This window comes from Curtobacterium subtropicum (assembly GCF_030362975.1).
Taxonomy (GTDB): Bacteria; Actinomycetota; Actinomycetes; order Actinomycetales; family Microbacteriaceae; genus Curtobacterium; species Curtobacterium subtropicum.
The window spans coordinates 106274-123595 of record NZ_JAUCMM010000005.1; the positions used below are offsets into that span (position 1 = coordinate 106274).

The following is a 17322-nucleotide window of genomic DNA, read 5'->3' on the forward strand; positions in this document are numbered from 1 at the left end:
GCGGGACACGCTCCGCCGACCGAGCACCAGCACGAGCGGGCGGGACACGCTCCGCCGACCGAGCACCAGCACGAAGGAGCGCACCGTGACCGACCACACCTACGAGGTCTCCGTCCGCTGGACCGGGGACCGGGGGACCGGGACCAGCGGCTACCGGGACTACGGCCGCGAGCACGACGTCACCGCAGCGGGCAAGCACCCCATCGCGGGGTCGGCCGACCCGGCCTTCCGCGGCGACCGCGACCGGTGGAACCCCGAGGAGATGCTGCTCGGCGCCCTCGCCCAGTGCCACATGATGAGCTACCTCTACGTGGCGGTGCAGCGGGGCTTCACGGTCGTCGACTACGAGGACACGGCGACGGCGTCGCTCGACGTGCACCGCGACGGCACCGGTGAGGTCACGGAGGTCACCCTCCGCCCGGTCGTCACGGTGCTCGAGGCCGACCGGGTCGCTGACGCCGAGGCCGCGCACGCCGAGGCGAACCGACTGTGCTTCATCGCGCGTTCGGTGGCGTTCCCCGTCCACCACACGCCGGTCACCAAGGTGCGTGCGGCAGGATAGGTCCCCGTGAAGCGTCTCCGCCTGCTCCCGATCGCCATCGTCCCCGCCGTCGTGCTCGGACTCGCCGCCTGCTCCGGGAACGGCTCGGGTGACGCCTCGGCCTCGCCGAGCGCGTCGTCCAGCGCCACGGCGACGCCCATCTCGTCGTGCCCGGAGTCGGGTTCGGCGTCGAAGAGCATCGAGGTCACCGGGGCCGTCGCCGGCACGGAAGCGCCGAAGGTCACCTTCGACAAGGGCCTCAGCGCGGAGACCCCGCAGGCCACCACCGTGGTGGAGGGCTCGGGCAAGGCGCTGCAGGACGGCGAGTTCGCCCAGGTCTCCTACGCCGTCTACAAGGCGTCGGACGCCTCGAAGCTCGGTGCGGTCGGGTTCGACCAGGGCAACCCGCAGGTGCTCTCGGTCGGCGGCACCGGCTTCGGCGCCCTGCTCGCCTGCACGAAGGTCGGCGACCGGGTCGCGGTCGTCGGCCAGTCCTCGGCGCTCGGCTTCAACACCGGCGGCGAGATCGTCGTCGTGGCGGACGTCGTCGCGCAGACCCCGACGAAGGCGACCGGCACCCCGCAGACGCAGGACCCGTCGCTGCCCACGGTGAAGGACAAGGCCGACGGTGAGCCGGAGATCACGATCCCGTCGGGTGCGACGGCCCCCTCGAAGACCGAGGTCGAGGTCCTGAAGCAGGGCGACGGCGCGACGATCGAGAACGGCGACACCGCGCTCGTGCAGTACAAGGGCGTGACCCTGGCGGACGGCAAGGAGTTCGACTCCTCGTGGTCGAAGGGCGCTCCGACGACCTTCACCGTGTCCGAGGGCTCGCTCATCAAGGGCTTCGTCACCGGACTCGTCGGACAGAAGGTCGGCTCGCAGGTCCTCATCGTCACCACACCCGAGGACGCCTACGGCTCGAACCCGCCGGAGGGATCGGGCATCCCGAAGGACGCCTCGCTCGTCTTCGTCGTCGACGTCCTCGCCAAGGGCTGAACCGTGCCGACGACCGCCGGGCCCGACGGCGTCACCGTGCCGACGACCGCTGGGCGCGGGACCGATGACACCGCCGTGCCGACCAGGCGCCGCGTCGTCGTCCTCGGCAGCACGGGCTCGATCGGCACGCAGGCCCTCGACGTCGTCGCACGGAACCCCGACCGGTTCGAGGTCGTCGGCCTGACCGCCGGGACGAACCGTGACCTCGTCGCCGAGCAGGCGGGCCGGTTCGGTGTCCGGGACACCGCGTTCGGTGCCGCCGACGCGGAACGGCTCGTCCGGACCGTCGCGGCGGACGTCGTGCTCAACGGCATCACGGGATCCGTCGGTCTCGGCCCGACGCTCGCCGCGCTCGAGACCGGTGCGACCCTCGCCCTCGCGAACAAGGAGAGCCTGATCGTCGGCGGTCCGCTGGTGCAGGCCGCCGCCCGCCCCGGGCAGATCGTGCCCGTCGACAGCGAGCACTCCGCGATCGCGCAGGCGCTGCGTTCCGGTTCCGGCACAGAGGTGCGCCGCCTCGTGCTCACGGCCAGCGGCGGTCCGTTCCGCGGACGCTCCCGGGAGAGCCTGCGCGACGTCACGCCGGCGCAGGCGCTGGCGCACCCGACGTGGGACATGGGGCTGGTCGTGACGACGAACTCCGCGACCCTGGTGAACAAGGGGCTCGAGGTCATCGAGGCCCACCTGCTGTTCGACGTGCCCTACGACCGCATCGACGTCACCGTGCACGCGCAGTCGATCGTGCACTCGATGGTCGAGTTCGTCGACGGCTCGACGATCGCGCAGGCATCCCCGCCGGACATGCGGCTGCCGATCGCGCTGGGCCTCGCCTGGCCGGACCGTGTGCCCGGCGTCGGCGTGCCGCTCGACTGGACGTCCGCGAGCACCTGGACGTTCGAACCGCTCGACACCGGTGCGTTCGGCGCGGTCGACCTGGCCAAGCGCGTCGGCGTGCTCGGTGGCACGTTCCCGGCGGTGTTCAACGCCGCGAACGAACAGGCGGTCGCCGCGTTCCACGCGGGTGCGATCGGGTTCCTCGACATCGTCGACACCGTCCGTCGGGTCGTCGACGTGCACACCGCGGGGGAGCCGTCCCTCGACGGCGTCCTCGCCGCGGAGCGCTGGGCGCGCACCGCGGCGGACCGCCTGCTGGCCCGCTGACGCGAGCGGACGACGCGAGTCCGTCACACGGTCGCGTGACGGACGCGCCCGCGCTGATCCGTGCCTCCAGGCCGGCCGGGAGGCACGACCGACCTCTCAGGGCGCGCTCGGCTCCGTCATGGGCAGGGTCCCGTACCCTCTGACGGTGACCGTCGAATCCGTGCTCCTCTTCGTCCTCGGCGTGGTCGTCTTCATCGTCGGCCTGCTGGTCTCGATCGGACTCCACGAGCTGGGACACCTGACCTTCGCGAAGCTCTTCGGGGTGAAGGTCACGCAGTACTCCCTCGGCTTCGGCAAGGCGATCTGGTCCTTCCGCCGGGGCGAGACCGAGTACGGCATCCGCCCGATCCTGCTCGGCGGGTACATCTCCATGGTCGGCATGCTCAAGCCCCGCGCCTCCGGCAGACCGAACGCGATCACGAACACCGGCATGTACGGCGCGTTCGTCCAGGACGCCCGTCAGGCCAGCGCGGAGCAGATCGCCGACTCGGGCGGCGACGACTCGCGGGCGTTCTACCGGCTGACGCCGTGGAAGCGGATCATCGTGATGGTCGCCGGCCCGGCGATGAACCTGGTGATCGGCATCGTGCTGTTCGGGGTGCTGCTGTGCGGGTTCGGCGCGCCGACCACGACCTTCACGTCGAGCGTCGACTGCGTGCTGCCGACGAGCAGCGCGACGACCTGCACCGCGGGTGACGCCGAGTCGCCCGCGAAGCAGGCGGGCATCCGCGACGGCGACGTCGTGCTGTCGGTCGACGGGCAGCAGGACCCGACGATCACCGAGGTGTCCCGGGTCTTCCAGCGATCCGCGGGCGAGTCGGTCACGGTCGTCGTGGAGCGCGACGGCCAGCGCCGGACGCTCCAGGTCACGCCGCAGCTCGCGACCCGCGACGTCGTGACCGAGCAGGGCACGGTCGCGAAGAACGCCGACGGCACGACGAAGACGCAGCGGGTGGGTGTCGTCGGCGTCAGCATCGGGCAGTCGCTGGTCCGACAGTCGCCCGCCGCGGTGCTGCCCGCGACCGGCGCGCAGATCGCCGCGTCCGCCCACCTGATCATCGACCTGCCGCAGCGTCTCGTCGCCGTCTGGAACGCCGCGTTCGGCGCGCAGGAGCGATCGCAGGACAGCCCGGTGTCGGTCGTCGGTGTCGGCCGGGCGATCGGCGAGGTCTCGTCGATGAGCGGCGTGCCCGTCGTCGACAAGGCGTACACGATCCTCGGGCTGCTCGCCTCGCTGAACATCGGCCTGTTCGTGCTGAACATGGTGCCGCTCCTGCCGCTCGACGGCGGGCACATCGCCGGTGCGCTGTGGGAGGCCGTGAAGCGCCGCGCGTACGTGCTCGTCGGCAAGCCCGACCCGGGCGCGATCGACCTGGCGAAGACGATGCCACTGACCATGGTCGTCGTCGTGCTGCTCGCGGGGATGAGCGCCCTGCTCATCTACGCCGACATCGTCCGCCCCGTGAACCTGTTCGGGTAGCGCGGCCGGTCGGCCCCGCGGGGTCGCTCGCCCACTACGCTCAGCGCATGAGCACCGCGCCAGAGGTCCGCGCCGTCGAGCGCCAGGGCATCGACGTCATCGCCGAGTCCGATCGCAAGGGGCGGCCCCGCGGGCTGTTCTGGCCGTGGTTCGCCGCAAACGTGTCGGTGCTCGGGCTGAGCTACGGCTCGTTCGTCCTCGGCTTCGGCATCTCCCTGGCGCAGGCGACGGTGGTGTCCGTCGTCGGTGTCGCGTTCTCGTTCCTGCTCTGCGGCATCGTGGCGATCGCGGGGAAGCGTGGATCGGCACCCACCATGTTGCTGAGTCGTGCGGCCTTCGGCGTGCGGGGGAACCGGCTGCCCTCGTTCCTCAGCTGGGTCCTGACGGTCGGGTGGGAGACCGCGCTCGCATCGCTGGCCGTGCTCGCCACGTCGACGGTGTTCCGCGAGCTCGGATGGGACGACGGCGTCGTGACGAAGCTCGTCGCCCTCGTGGTCGTCGCGGCGCTCGTCGTCGGCGCCGGCATCGCGGGCTTCGACGTGATCATGCGGCTGCAGACGGTCATCACCGTCGTCACCGCCGTGCTCACCGTCGTGTACGTCGTGCTCGCGGTGCCCTCGATCGACCTCGGCACCCTCGGTGCCCTGCCGGCGGGCAGCGCGCAGAACGTGATCGGCGCCCTGGTGCTCGTGATGACGGGGTTCGGACTCGGCTGGGTGAACGCGGCGGCCGACTACTCCCGCTACCTGCCGCGGTCGTCCTCGACCGGCGGCGTGGTCTGGTGGACGACGTTCGGCGGCGCCCTCGCCCCCGCGGTCCTCGTCGTCGTCGGCGTGCTGCTCGCCGGCTCGTCGAAGGACCTGGACGACGCGATCGGCGCCGACCCGATCGGCGCGCTGACGACGATCCTGCCGGTCTGGTTCCTCGTGCCGTTCGCCCTCGTGGCCATCCTCGGGCTCGTCGGCGGTGCCGTGCTCGACATCTACTCGTCGGGCCTGGCGCTGCTCAGCGCCGGCGTTCGGATCCCACGACCGGTCGCCGCGGGCGTCGACGGCGTGTTCATGGTCGCGGGAGCGGTGTACGTGGTCTTCTTCGCGAAGGACTTCATCTCGCCGTTCCAGGCGTTCCTCGTCACGCTCGGGGTCCCGATCGCCGCATGGGCCGGCGTGTTCGTCGCCGACGTGGTGCTGCGGCGCCGCGCGTACGCCGACGCCGAGCTCGACGACGTCCGCGGTCGCTACGGCGACGTGCGCTGGACCGCGATCGGTCTCGTCGTGCTGGGGACGGTGCTCGGGTGGGGGCTCGTCACCAACACCTACGGCGTGCCGGCGTGGCTCAACTGGCAGGGGTACCTCCTCGGCCCGTTCGGGCTGGGCGGCCGCGAGGGGGCGTGGGCCTACGCGAACCTCGGTGTCCTCGTCGCCCTGGTCGTCGGCTTCGTGGGCACGCTGCTCACGGCCCGTGGGACGGTCCGCCGTCAGGAGCACGACTCGTGAGCGTCGTCGTGCCGGCAGACGCCTGGCTCGTCGCGATCGACCTGCAGCGGGTCTTCACCGGTGACGGCCCCTGGTCGACGCCCCGGTACGACGAGGCCGCAGCCGGGACGGCGCGACTGCTGCCGCACTTCGCCGGACGCACGGTGTTCACGCGGTTCGTCGCGCCGGAGCGACCGCAGGGCGCGTGGGTGCCGTACTACCGCGAGTGGTCGTTCGCGCTCGTGCCCGACACCGACCCCCTGTACGACCTGACCGCGCCCTTCGCGGCCGCGGTGACGGACCACGGCACCCCCGTCGTGACCGAGCCGACCTTCGGCAAGTGGGGGACGAGCCTCCAGGCCGTCGTCGGGGACCACCCGCACCTCGTGCTCACCGGCGTCTCCACGGACTGCTGCGTCGTGTCCACCGCGCTGGCCGCCGCGGACGCCGGGGCGAGCGTCACGGTCGTCGCCGACGCGTGCGCGGGCGCGAGCGACGAGGACCACGAGCGTGCCCTCGCGCTCATGCGCCTGTACGCGCCGCTCATCACGGTCGTGGAGCGCGGCACGGACCTGGTCACCGACCAGGTGTGACGTCACCGGGAGCGCGTAGAGTCACACCCGTGCCAGCAGTGAACCTCGGTCTGCCGAAAGTCCCCGAAACCCTGAGCCCGCGCCGGAAGTCGCGGCAGATCCGGGTGGGCAAGGTCCTCGTGGGCGGCGACGCCCCGGTCTCCGTGCAGTCGATGACGACGACCCCGACGACGAACATCAACGCGACGCTGCAGCAGATCGCGGAGCTGACGGCGTCGGGCTGCGACATCGTCCGCGTTGCGGTCCCGAGCCAGGACGATGCCGATGCGCTGCCGATCATCGCGAAGAAGTCGCAGATCCCGGTCATCGCCGACATCCACTTCCAGCCGAAGTACGTCTTCCAGGCCATCGACGCCGGGTGCGCCGCCGTCCGCGTGAACCCGGGCAACATCCGCAAGTTCGACGACCAGGTCGGCGCGATCGCGAAGGCGGCGAAGGACGCCGGCGTCTCGCTCCGCATCGGTGTGAACGCCGGGTCGCTCGAGCCGAGCCTGCTGCAGAAGTACGGCAAGGCCACACCCGAGGCGCTCGTCGAGTCGGCCGTGTGGGAAGCCAGCCTGTTCGAGGAGCACGACTTCCACGACTTCAAGATCTCGGTCAAGCACAACGACCCGATCGTGATGGTGAAGGCCTACCGCCAGCTCGCCGCCGCGGGGGACTGGCCGCTGCACCTCGGCGTCACCGAGGCCGGGCCGGAGTTCCAGGGCACCATCAAGAGCGCCACGGCGTTCGGCATCCTGCTCGCCGAGGGCATCGGCGACACCATCCGCGTCTCGCTCTCCGCGCCCCCCGCACAGGAGGTGAAGGTCGGCCTGCAGATCCTGCAGTCGCTGAACCTGCGGGAGCGCAAGCTCGAGATCGTCTCGTGCCCGAGCTGCGGCCGCGCGCAGGTCGACGTCTACCAGCTGGCCAACGACGTCACCAAGGGCCTCGAGGGCATGACCGTGCCCTTGCGCGTCGCCGTGATGGGCTGCGTCGTGAACGGTCCGGGCGAGGCGCGCGAGGCGGACCTCGGCGTCGCCTCGGGCAACGGCAAGGGCCAGATCTTCGTCAAGGGCGAGGTCATCAAGACCGTGCCGGAGCGCGAGATCGTGCAGACCCTGATCGAGGAGGCGAACCGCATCGCCGACGAGATGGGCCCGGCGGCCGCCACCGGCTCCGTCCAGGTGATCACCGCGCCGTAGCGCGCACCTGACGGACGGGAGGCGCGGTGCCGGCCGGCACCTGGGCCCACGCCGGCCGGTTCCCGGCAGACGCGCCAGCGGCTGTCGGGCCGTGCCGGTGGGGAGCCTCCCGTCCGTCACCGGGACGGCTGGGCGAGCGCCACGCCGCTAGGCTTGCCCCGTGGTCACACGGCTCTCCCATCTCTTCCTCCGCACGCTCCGCGACGACCCCTCCGACGCCGAGGTCACGAGCGCGAAGCTCCTCGTCCGCGCCGGGTACATCCGTCGTCAGGCCCCGGGCATCTTCGCCTGGCTCCCGCTCGGTCTCCGGGTCCGCGCCCGGATCGAGGGCATCATCCGCGACGAGATGGTCGCGGCTGGTGCGCAGGAGGTCCTGCTCCCGGCGCTCGCCCCGCGCGAGCCGTACGAGGCGACGAACCGCTGGACCGAGTACGGCGACGGCATCTTCCGCCTGCAGGACCGCAAGGGCGCCGACTACCTCCTCGCGCCGACCCACGAGGAGCTCTTCGCGCTGCTCGTGAAGGACCTGTACTCGTCGTACAAGGACCTCCCCGTCACGCTCTTCCAGATCCAGGACAAGTACCGCGACGAGGCCCGTCCCCGCGCCGGTCTCCTGCGCGGTCGCGAGTTCACGATGAAGGACGCCTACTCGTTCGACATCGACGACGCCGGCCTCGACCGCAGCTACCAGACGATGCGCGACGCGTACGAGCGGATCTTCACGCGCCTCGGCCTCGAGTACGCGATCGTCAAGGCCGACGCCGGCGCCATGGGGGGATCGAAGTCCGAGGAGTTCCTGCACCCCATCGCGGTCGGCGAGGACACCTTCGTCCGGAGCGCCGGTGGCTACGCCGCGAACGTCGAGGCCTACGTCACGCCGGTGCCCGACGCTCTGCCGATCGCGGGCCAGCCCGAGCCCGTGCTCCTGCCCGCCGCCGACACCCCGACGATCGACACCCTCGTGGCGCACGCGAACGAGGTCGCACCACGCGCCGGCGCTCCCTGGACCGCCGCCGACACGCTGAAGAACGTCGTGCTGGCGCTGACGCACCTGGACGGCACCCGTGAGGTGGTCGTCGTCGGCCTGCCGGGCGACCGCGAGGTCGACCTGAAGCGCGCGGAGGTGGCCTTCGCGCCCGCCGAGGTCGAGGCCGCGGGTGACGACGACTTCCGCAAGCACCCGGGCGTCTTCGTCAAGGGCTACATCGGGCCGCAGGTGCTCGGCGCCGACAGCCCGTCCGGCATCCGCTACGTCGTCGACCCCCGCGTGGTCGACGGCACGGCCTGGATCACCGGGGCGAACGAGCGCGGCGTGCACGTGTCCGGCCTCGTCATGGGCCGCGACTTCACGGCAGACGGTGTCGCCGAGGTCTCCGACGTCCGCGCCGGCGACCCTGCTTCGGACGGCTCCGGCCCGCTCGAGACCGCCCGCGGCATGGAGATCGGGCACGTGTTCCAGCTCGGTCGCAAGTACGCCGAGGCGCTCGGGCTCAAGGTGCAGGACGAGAACGGCAAGCTCGCGACGGTCACGATGGGTTCCTACGGCATCGGCGTGACGCGCATCCTCGCGATCCTCGCCGAGGCGCACAACGACGAGAAGGGCCTGGTCTGGCCGAAGAACGTCGCGCCGTTCGACGTGCACGTCGTCGCGACGGGGAAGGACGAGGTCGCCTACGACCTCGCGTCCTCGATCGTCGACACCCTCGAGGGGGACCGCTTCGAGGTCGTGTACGACGACCGTCCGAAGGTGTCGCCCGGTGTGAAGCTCCGCGACGCCGAGCTCCTCGGCATGCCGATCGTCGTGGTCGCCGGGCGGAACGCCGCTGACGGCGTCGTCGAGCTCTGGGACCGCGCGTCGGGCGAGCGCCGCGACGTGCCGGTCGCCGACCTGCTCGAGGCGGTCCGCGCGATCTGATCGCGACCCCTCGACGGATCGGAGGCGCGGTGTCGGCTGGCACCGCGCCTCCGGTCCGTCTCGTGGTTCTGGGGTACGCTGGTCGCCGACTTCCGCGCAGATCCACCCGCGGGAGCGACTCAGCTGAACACGGAGGCACCTCGGTGAAGATCGACCTCGCAGTCCTGCGACTCATGGAGCGCGAGCGGGAGATCCCGTTCGACGAACTCGTCCGCATCATCGAATCCGCCATCCTGACGGCCTACCAGAAGCACCGCGCCGAGAACGACGAGCCTGTCGACGCGCAGTCCCGCGTCGAACTCGACCGCAAGTCCGGCGAGGTCTCCGTCTACGTGCCGGAGCGCGACGAGGACGGCACCGTCGTCGGCGAGGCCGTCGACCAGCCGAGCGACTTCGGCCGCATCGCCGCCTTCGCCGCGAAGCAGGTCATCAACCAGCGGCTGCGCGACATCGGCGACGACAAGATCCTCGGCCAGTTCCGCGGCAAGGAGGGCGACATCGTCGCGGGCGTGATCCAGCAGGGTCCGAACCCGAAGATGGTGCACGTCGACCTCGGCACCGTCGAGGCGATCCTGCCGCCCGAGGAGCAGGTGCCGGGCGAGGACTACAAGCACGGCAACCGCATCCGCGTGTACGTCACGAGCGTCGGCCGCGGCGCGAAGGGCCCGCAGATCACCGTGTCGCGCACGCACCCGGGGCTGGTCCGCAAGCTCTTCGCGCTCGAGGTCCCGGAGATCGCCTCGGGCGTCGTCGAGATCACCTCGATCGCGCGCGAGGCCGGGCACCGCACGAAGCTCGCGGTGAAGGCGAACGAACCGGGGGTCAACGCGAAGGGTGCCTGCATCGGCGAGCTCGGCGCGCGCGTCCGTGCGGTCACGACCGAGCTCGGCGCCGAGAAGATCGACATCGTCGACCACTCGTCCGACCTGGCGTCGTTCGTCGCGAGCGCGCTGTCGCCGGCGAAGGTGACGAGCGCGTTCGTGCTCGACGCCTCGACGAAGGCCGTCCGTGCCCTCGTGCCGGACTACCAGCTGTCGCTCGCCATCGGTAAGGAGGGGCAGAACGCCCGCCTCGCCGCGAAGCTGACCGGGGCGCGCATCGACATCCAGCCCGATTCCATCCTGGACGGCGACGAGTAGTCGCTCCCGGTGTCGGGCGGCGGCCGTCGCCCGACACTGTTTCGCTGGTGGCGTGGCCAGTCCGGGCGCGCCGGATCGCGGTGGTCGGAGGCAAGGAGTATGGTGGTTCCCGTCAGAACATGCATCGGCAGTCGTCGTCGTGCTCCCCGGTCCTCCCTCCTCCGTGTCGTCGCCCTGAGCGACGGACGTGTCGTGGCGGACCCGAAGGCAGTCATGCCGGGACGGGGAGCGTGGCTCACCCCGACCGTCGAGGCACACGATCAGGCCGTCAAGCGCAGGGCCTACCGCCGCGCGCTCCGACTCGATCGTGAACCGGACACGTCAGCGGTACGTGACTACCTCGAGGCGCTCAGCGCCGAAGAGCAGGCGCGTCACCGGGACACGACAGAACAGGCTGAACGGCTTATGGACAACTGATGAGCGGCTCGAGATGAGACCCGTCATCCAGTGAGTCCTGCCCCCTTCGCGGGGTGGGACCCGTGAAGGAGAACTGTGGCAAAACCACGCGTACACGAGATCGCATCCGAACTCGGTGTCGACAGCAAGACCGCAATGGAGAAGCTCAAGGAACTCGGCGAGTTCGTCAAGGGCCCGAGCTCCAGTGTGGAACCCCCCGTCGCGCGCAAGCTCCGTGCTGCGCTGCAGGCGGACGGCGCCTCGACGGCGTCGAAGCCCGCGGCTCCGGCGACCCCGGGCGCTCCCGCGAAGACCGCCGCCCCGCGGTCCGGCGCCCCGAAGCCCGGCGGTCCCCGCCCGGGTCCGGCACGTCCGGCACCCGCACCGAAGGCCGAGCCCGAGGTCCAGGCGCCCGCCGCCGAGACCCCGATGCCCGCCGCGCCGAAGTCCGTCGCGCAGCGGCAGGCCGAGGCCGAGGCCGCGCAGAAGGCCGCAGCCGCCGAGAAGGCAGCCGCAGCCGAGAAGGCGGCTTCCGCGGCGCAGTCCGGTGGTGACGCGAGCGCGCCGAAGAGCGACTCCGTCAAGCCCGGTGGCGCGCCGAAGCCCGGCTCCGCCGCCGGTCCGAAGCCGGGTGGCCCCAAGCCCGGTGCACGCCCCGGCAACAACCCCTACGCGTCCAGCCAGGGCATGGGCTCGCGCCCGCCGCGTCCCGGCAACAACCCCTACGCGTCCAACCAGGGCATGGGTCAGCGTCCCGCCGGTGGTGCCGGTGGCGGCAACGGCATCCCGCGTCCGGCCCCGCCGCGTCCCGGCGTGCCCCGTCCGGGTGCTCCGCGTCCGGGTGGCCCCGGTCAGGCGAACCGCCCGAACGGCTTCGGGCAGCGCCCGGGCCAGGGCGGCGGCCGTGGCGGCCCCGGTGGTCGTCCGGGCGGAGCCCCGGGTGCCGGTGGCGGCTTCCCGCGTCCGGCCTTCAGCGGTCCGCGTCCCGCCGGTGGCGGTGGCCGCGGCCGTGGTCCCGGTGGTGGGACCGCCGGTGCGTTCGGTCGCGGTGGCGGCAAGAGCCGTGCCCGCAAGTCGAAGCGGACGAAGCGCGCCGAGTACGAGATGCGGCAGGCGCCGTCGCTCGGCGGTGTGCAGGTCCCTCGCGGTGACGGCAACACGGTCGTGCGACTCCGTCGCGGTGCGAGCATCTCGGACTTCGCGGACAAGATCGACGCGATGCCCGGCAACCTGGTGACCGTGCTCTTCCACCTCGGTGAGATGGCCACGGCGACCGAGTCGCTGGACGAGGCCACGTTCGAGGTCCTCGGCGAGGAACTGGGCTACAAGATCCAGATCGTCTCGCCGGAGGACGAGGACCGTGAGCTCCTCGAGGGCTTCGACATCGACATCGACGCCGAGTACGCCGACGAGGACGACTCCGTCCTGCAGCAGCGTCCCCCGGTCGTCACCGTCATGGGTCACGTCGACCACGGCAAGACCCGCCTCCTCGACGCCATCCGCAACTCGAAGGTTGTCGAGGGCGAGGCCGGCGGCATCACCCAGCACATCGGTGCGTACCAGATCGTCACCGAGCACGAGGGCGTCGACCGTCCGATCACGTTCATCGACACCCCGGGTCACGAGGCCTTCACGGCCATGCGTGCCCGTGGTGCCCAGGTGACGGACATCGCGATCCTCGTGGTCGCGGCGGACGACGGCATCATGCCGCAGACGATCGAGGCGCTGAACCACGCGCAGTCGGCCAACGTGCCGATCGTGGTCGCGGTGAACAAGATCGACAAGGAGGGCGCGAACCCGGCGAAGGTCCGGCAGCAGCTCACCGAGTACAACCTGGTGGCCGAGGAGTACGGCGGCGACGTCATGTTCGTCGACGTGTCGGCGCGCAACAACGTCGGCATCCAGGACCTGCTCGACGCGGTGCTGCTCACGGCGGACGCCGGTCTCGACCTGCGTGCGAACCCCGACAAGGACGCCCGCGGTGTCGCGATCGAGGCCCGACTCGACAAGGGTCGCGGTTCGGTCGCCACGGTGCTCATCCAGTCCGGGACGCTGCACGTCGGCGACGCCATCGTGGCGGGCACGGCCTACGGCCGCGTCCGTGCGATGACCGACGAGAACGGTGTCGCGGTCAAGGCGGCGACGCCGAGCCGTCCGGTCCAGGTGCAGGGTCTGTCGTCGGTGCCGCGCGCCGGTGACACCTTCCTGGTCACGGAGGAGGACCGCACGGCCCGTCAGATCGCCGAGAAGCGTGAAGCGGCCGAGCGCAACGCCCAGCTGGCCAAGGCCCGCAAGCGCATCTCGCTCGAGGACTTCACCCGTGCTCTCGAGGAGGGCAAGGTCGACTCGCTCAACCTCATCATCAAGGGTGACGTCTCCGGTGCCGTCGAGGCACTCGAGCAGTCGCTCCTGGACATCGAGGTCGACGACAGCGTCCAGCTCCGCATCCTGCACCGCGGTGTGGGTGCGATCACGGAGTCGGACATCGACCTGGCCACGATCGACAACGCGATCGTCGTCGGCTTCAACGTCCGCCCGGACGTCAAGGCCCGCGAGCGTGCGGCCCGCGAGGGCATCGACGTGCGCTTCTACTCGGTCATCTACAACGCACTCGAGGACATCGAGCAGTCCCTCAAGGGCATGCTCAAGCCCGAGTACGAAGAGGTCCAGTCGGGTGTCGCCGAGATCCGCGAGGTGTTCCGCTCCTCGAAGTTCGGCAACATCGCCGGTGTCATCGTCCGCTCCGGCACGATCACGCGCAACGCCAAGGCGCGCGTCATCCGTGACGGCGTGGTGCTCGCCGACGGCCTGGCCATCGAGTCGCTGCGTCGCTTCAAGGACGACGTCACCGAGGTCCGCACGGACTTCGAGGCCGGTATCGGTCTGGGCAAGTACAACGACATCCAGATCGGCGACGAGATCGAGACCACCGAGCTCGTCGAGAAGCCGCGCGACTGACGTCTGGCTATCCTGGACCCCGCTCCTCCCTCGGGAGGGGCGGGGTCCGTCCCGTTCCACCAGTAGATCCCTGCCCCAGGAGGCACCCATGGCCGATCCGCAGCGCGCACGCAAGATGGCGGACCGCATCAAGGAAGTCGTCGCACGGCGGCTCGACAAGGGGCTGCGCGACCCGCGCCTCGGTTTCGTCACCATCACCGACGTCCGGGTGACCGGCGACCTGCAGCACGCGTCGGTGTTCTACACGGTGTACGGCACCGACGAGGAGCGCGCCGACTCCGCCGCGGCGCTCAAGGCCGCGACCGGCATGCTCCGGAGCGAGGTCGGCAAGAACATCACCGCACGGCTCACCCCGTCGCTCGAGTTCATCGCCGACGCACTGCCGGAGACGTCGGCGCACATGGAGGACCTGCTCGTCCAGGCCCAGCAGCGCGACGCGCAGGTGCGTGCCGCGTCGGCCGGGGCGCAGTACGCCGGTGACGCCGACCCGTACAAGCACGACGACGAGGACGACGAGCGCGACGAGCGCGCCTGATCCACCGCAGCACCACGACGGCCGTCGGACACATCGTCCGGCGGCCGTCGTTGTGTGTTGAGTGGCAGGCCTCGGGTGTCGTGTGTCCGGCGTCGCGTGTCAGGCGTCGGGCAGGCGGTAGCCCGCCGTGTCGTCGCCGACGACGAGTCCGTCGCGCAGCAGTGACGCGAGCGCACGGGCCCGCTGCTCGGCGTCCGGCCAGACCAGGTCCACCTCGTCCCGCGTGACGGGGACGTCGCTCGCCCGCAGCTCGGCCATCACGAGGCCGCGCACCTGGCGGTCGCTGCCCGCGAAGCGCGCCTGCCTCGGCACGCGCGGCCCGTCGTGCTCCGGGTACCCGGCAGCGCGCCAGGCACAGCGGTCGGCGATCGGGCAGACGTCGCACGCGGGGGAGCGGGCGACGCAGACGAGTGCACCGAGCTCCATCACCGCGGCGTTCGTCGCGGCGGCCGCCTCGCGGTCCTCGGGGAGCACCGACTCCATGAGCGGCAGGTCCCGCTTCGCCTTCGCCGGTCCGGGCTCGCCCTCGCCGAGGACCGCCCGGGCGAGCACCCGCCGCACGTTGACGTCGACGACGGGGTGCCGGTCGCCGTAGGCGAAGACCGCGACGGCCCTGGCGGTGTAGTCGCCGATGCCGGGCAGGGCGAGGAGCGCGTCGACGTCCCGCGGGACCACGTTGTCGTGCTGTTCGGCGATCGCCGTCGCGGCCGCGTGCAGCGCGAGCGCGCGCCTCGGGTACCCGAGCCGGTCCCAGGCGCGCACCGCCTCGCCGGGAGGCGACGCGGCGAGGTCCGCAGGGGTCGGCCACCGGGTGAGCCACGCCTCCAGGCGGGGGACGACCCGCGCGACCTGCGTCTGCTGCAGCATGATCTCGCTCACCAGCGTGCCCCAGGCGGGGAACCCCGGGCGCCGCCACGGCAGGTCGCGCGCCTCGGCGCGGAACCACGCGACGAGCGGGGTGGCGATGTCCGGTCGGGGCGTGACCGTCGTGTCCGCGGCTGCCGTGTCCACAGCCGACGTGTCCGCAGCCGTCGTGTCCTCCACAGCCGGCTCGTCGTCCACAGGCTGCCGGGAGGCTCCGCGCGCGTTCACCACGACAGCCTACGGTGGGTGCATGGCACGCTGGGCACCGCAGGAGACCGACACCATGGCCGCGATCGCGGGCGAGGTGATCGCACAGGTCGGCACGAACCGCACCGTCGTCGGCATCGACGGCCAGGACGGCACCGACCTCGAACGGGTCGCCGCGGCGCTCGTCGGGGGCTTCCAGCAGCACGGGGTGTCCGCGATGGCCGCGGCCGCCCCCTCCGCCGACCTCGACGTCCTCCGGGCCGACGTCGTCGCGCCGTTCCGCACGACCGGTGCGGGCGAGGGTGTGCTCGTCGTGCACGGCCAGGGGCTGCTCGCGACGGGCACCAGGAACCTCTGGCGCTGGTCGCTCTGGGTGGAGCAGGAGGACGGTCGCCTCGAGCGGCGCGCGGACGTCAAGACCGCCGCGTCGGCCGTGCTCGACGTGACCGACCCGGACCACCCGCGTCGTGAGTGGAACGACGCCTGCTGACGCGGTCCGACCGATCCCGTGCGGGCGCGCCGCGCTGGTAGCCTCGTCCGGTGGTCGCTCCTCAGCCTGACGGCATCCTCCTCGTCGACAAGCCGCAGGGCATCTCCAGCCACCGGGTGGTGTCGATCGCACGTCGGCGTCTCGGCCTGAAGAAGATCGGCCACGCTGGCACCCTCGACCCGATGGCGACGGGACTGCTGCTGCTCGGCGCCGGGCCCTCCACGAGGCTCCTGACGCACCTGGTCGGCCTCGGGAAGACCTACACGGCGACGATCCGACTCGGCGTCGGCACCGACTCCGACGACGCGGACGGCACGCCGACCTCGGCGGCGGGTGTCGCGGCGGCGGACGTGTCGGACGACGCGATCGAGCGTGCGGTCGCCGCACAGCGCGGCGTCATCGACCAGGTGCCCTCGACGGTCAGCGCGATCAAGGTCGACGGTCGCCGAGCCTACGACCTCGCCAGGAAGGGCGAGGAGGTCGTCCTGCGCTCCCGCACCGTGACGGTGTCCCGCTTCGTGGTGACCGGCCGCGAGGACCACACGGTCACCGTCGACGGTGCCGACGTCCCCGTGGTCGACCTCGACGTCGTGGTGGACTGCTCGTCGGGGACGTACGTCCGGGCACTGGCGCGGGACGTCGGTGCGGCACTCGGCACCGGGGCGCACCTCACCGCCCTCCGCCGCACCGCGGTCGGACCCTTCGACGTCGCGGACGCGGTGGACCTCGAGGACGACTCGGTCGACGTCGAATCAGCCCTCGCCCGGCCGGCGGACGTCGCACGTCGACTGTTCGACGTCGTGGCACTCGACGCAGCCGCAGCGAAGGACCTGACCGACGGCAAGCGGGTCGCCGTCGAGCACCCCGACCACGACGGCCCGGTCGCGGCCGTGGCGCAGGACGACGACCGACTGGTCGGTCTCGTCTCCGTCCGGCGTGGTCGGCTGCGGGTCATCACGAACTTCCCGGCGCCGGCCCCGGTCGGCACCACGACGGACGGAGCACGCGCGTGATCGAGTGGTTCATGTGGGTGCAGCTCGTTGTGGCCGTGGTCGCCGGGCTGTTCGCCGTGGTCGTCGGGTTCGTCGGCTGGAAGCCGAACGACTACACGGTCGGGTCGCTCGCCCTGATCGAGCTCCTGCTCGTGGCGCAGGGCGTGGTCTCGCTCGTGCTGCCCGCGGTCGGCAGCCCGCCGCAGGGCAACGCGCTCGAGTTCGGGGTCTACGCCGTGTCGGTGCTGCTCGTGCCGCCGGCCGCGATCCTGTGGGCGCTGATCGACCGGACGAAGTGGAGCACGGTCGTCCTCGGGGCAGGTGCGTTCACGGTCGCGGTGATGGTCTACCGGATGTACCAGATCTGGTTCGCGCTCAACTGACGCGCCGTCG

The 17322-nt window shown here is 71.6% G+C and carries 16 protein-coding genes; 15 read left to right on the forward strand and 1 reads right to left on the reverse strand.

Annotated elements, in window-relative coordinates; all coding sequences use genetic code 11:
* Window positions 1–85: 85 nt before the first annotated feature.
* The 12 genes from QUG98_RS09250 to rbfA all read left to right on the forward strand — a co-directional run bounded on the left by QUG98_RS09250 (window position 86) and on the right by rbfA (window position 14376).
* Window positions 86–562, forward strand: a complete 477-nt coding sequence (locus QUG98_RS09250; protein WP_289470263.1) for an OsmC family protein — start codon at window positions 86–88, stop codon at window positions 560–562.
* Window positions 563–568: 6 nt separating this feature from the next.
* Window positions 569–1540, forward strand: coding sequence for an FKBP-type peptidyl-prolyl cis-trans isomerase (locus tag QUG98_RS09255; protein WP_289470264.1), 972 nt, complete (start codon window positions 569–571; stop codon window positions 1538–1540).
* Between the two features lie 75 nt (window positions 1541–1615).
* A complete protein-coding gene (locus tag QUG98_RS09260) occupies window positions 1616–2701 on the forward strand; it encodes a 1-deoxy-D-xylulose-5-phosphate reductoisomerase (RefSeq protein WP_289470325.1) in 1086 nt (361 codons plus the stop codon).
* A gap of 145 nt (window positions 2702–2846) precedes the next feature.
* Window positions 2847–4181: a M50 family metallopeptidase gene (locus tag QUG98_RS09265; protein WP_289470265.1), complete on the forward strand. Its 1335-nt coding sequence runs from the start codon at window positions 2847–2849 to the stop codon at window positions 4179–4181.
* 47 nt (window positions 4182–4228) lie between these two features.
* The gene (locus QUG98_RS09270; RefSeq protein WP_289470266.1) at window positions 4229–5677 is read left to right on the forward strand and encodes a purine-cytosine permease family protein; all 1449 of its coding nucleotides are present in this window, start codon (window positions 4229–4231) and stop codon (window positions 5675–5677) included.
* The gene (locus QUG98_RS09275) at window positions 5674–6249 is read left to right on the forward strand and encodes a cysteine hydrolase family protein (RefSeq protein WP_289470267.1); all 576 of its coding nucleotides are present in this window, start codon (window positions 5674–5676) and stop codon (window positions 6247–6249) included. The genes QUG98_RS09270 and QUG98_RS09275 overlap by 4 nt, the downstream gene beginning before the upstream one ends.
* A gap of 50 nt (window positions 6250–6299) precedes the next feature.
* Window positions 6300–7433, forward strand: a complete 1134-nt coding sequence (gene ispG / locus QUG98_RS09280; protein ID WP_224443121.1) for a flavodoxin-dependent (E)-4-hydroxy-3-methylbut-2-enyl-diphosphate synthase — start codon at window positions 6300–6302, stop codon at window positions 7431–7433.
* Window positions 7434–7593: 160 nt separating this feature from the next.
* Window positions 7594–9348 (forward strand): proline--tRNA ligase, encoded by a 1755-nt coding sequence (locus tag QUG98_RS09285; RefSeq protein WP_289470268.1) that lies wholly within the window; start codon window positions 7594–7596, stop codon window positions 9346–9348.
* Between the two features lie 143 nt (window positions 9349–9491).
* The gene (gene nusA / locus QUG98_RS09290; protein WP_289470269.1) at window positions 9492–10487 is read left to right on the forward strand and encodes a transcription termination factor NusA; all 996 of its coding nucleotides are present in this window, start codon (window positions 9492–9494) and stop codon (window positions 10485–10487) included.
* 99 nt (window positions 10488–10586) lie between these two features.
* On the forward strand, window positions 10587–10904 hold the full coding sequence (locus QUG98_RS09295) for a YlxR family protein (RefSeq protein ID WP_082687788.1): 318 nt from the start codon (window positions 10587–10589) through the stop codon (window positions 10902–10904).
* 75 nt (window positions 10905–10979) lie between these two features.
* Complete coding sequence (gene infB, locus QUG98_RS09300; RefSeq protein WP_289470270.1) at window positions 10980–13841, forward strand: translation initiation factor IF-2; 2862 nt, start codon at window positions 10980–10982, stop codon at window positions 13839–13841.
* 88 nt (window positions 13842–13929) lie between these two features.
* The gene (gene rbfA / locus QUG98_RS09305; protein WP_289470271.1) at window positions 13930–14376 is read left to right on the forward strand and encodes a 30S ribosome-binding factor RbfA; all 447 of its coding nucleotides are present in this window, start codon (window positions 13930–13932) and stop codon (window positions 14374–14376) included.
* Window positions 14377–14475: 99 nt separating this feature from the next.
* On the opposite strand, the gene QUG98_RS09310 is transcribed toward rbfA, so the two are convergent.
* Complete coding sequence (locus QUG98_RS09310) at window positions 14476–15342, reverse strand: HhH-GPD family protein (RefSeq protein WP_289470326.1); 867 nt, start codon at window positions 15340–15342, stop codon at window positions 14476–14478.
* A gap of 148 nt (window positions 15343–15490) precedes the next feature.
* On the opposite strand from QUG98_RS09310, the gene QUG98_RS09315 reads away from it, so the two are divergent.
* From QUG98_RS09315 to QUG98_RS09325, 3 genes are read left to right on the forward strand one after another with little or no spacing between them, the layout of a single operon-like run.
* Entirely contained in the window at window positions 15491–15937 is a 447-nt protein-coding gene (locus QUG98_RS09315) for a hypothetical protein (protein WP_289470272.1), read from the forward strand.
* Between the two features lie 50 nt (window positions 15938–15987).
* Window positions 15988–16950: a tRNA pseudouridine(55) synthase TruB gene (truB, locus tag QUG98_RS09320; protein ID WP_289470273.1), complete on the forward strand. Its 963-nt coding sequence runs from the start codon at window positions 15988–15990 to the stop codon at window positions 16948–16950.
* Window positions 16947–17312, forward strand: coding sequence for a hypothetical protein (locus QUG98_RS09325; RefSeq protein ID WP_289470274.1), 366 nt, complete (start codon window positions 16947–16949; stop codon window positions 17310–17312). Before truB ends, QUG98_RS09325 begins: the two co-directional genes overlap by 4 nt.
* Window positions 17313–17322 lie beyond the last annotated feature (10 nt).